Source organism: Pseudomonas sp. RIT623 (genome assembly GCF_004519305.1).
In the GTDB taxonomy this organism is placed as follows: Bacteria; Pseudomonadota; Gammaproteobacteria; order Pseudomonadales; family Pseudomonadaceae; genus Aquipseudomonas.
This window is the reverse complement of sequence record NZ_SOZA01000105.1, coordinates 1-207: the sequence shown is the minus strand read 5'-3', so window position 1 is coordinate 207 and position 207 is coordinate 1. Positions and strand designations below refer to the sequence as shown.

The window sequence follows — 207 nt, the reverse complement described above, 5'->3', positions numbered from 1 at the left end:
GTTACAACCTGCTGTCAACCACCTTTTTCACCGCTTTCGATTTGAAACCGAAGCCCTTGCAGCTACTTCGAACTCACTTAACTCGTTGAATCTCAAGGAGTTTCGCGTTCCGTTGTCGCTGGAAGTGGGGCGCATTATAAGGGGATCTGAAAGCGCGTCAACCTTTAATTTCAAGAAAATGAAATATTTAGCGAAAAGACCGCGTCA

At 45.4% G+C, this 207-nt stretch carries 1 protein-coding gene; it reads left to right on the top strand.

Annotated elements, in window-relative coordinates; translation table 11 throughout:
• Positions 1 to 207, top strand: a 207-nt coding sequence (locus E3U47_RS25145) for a hypothetical protein (RefSeq protein WP_218568170.1), incomplete at both ends; no start/stop codon positions are given.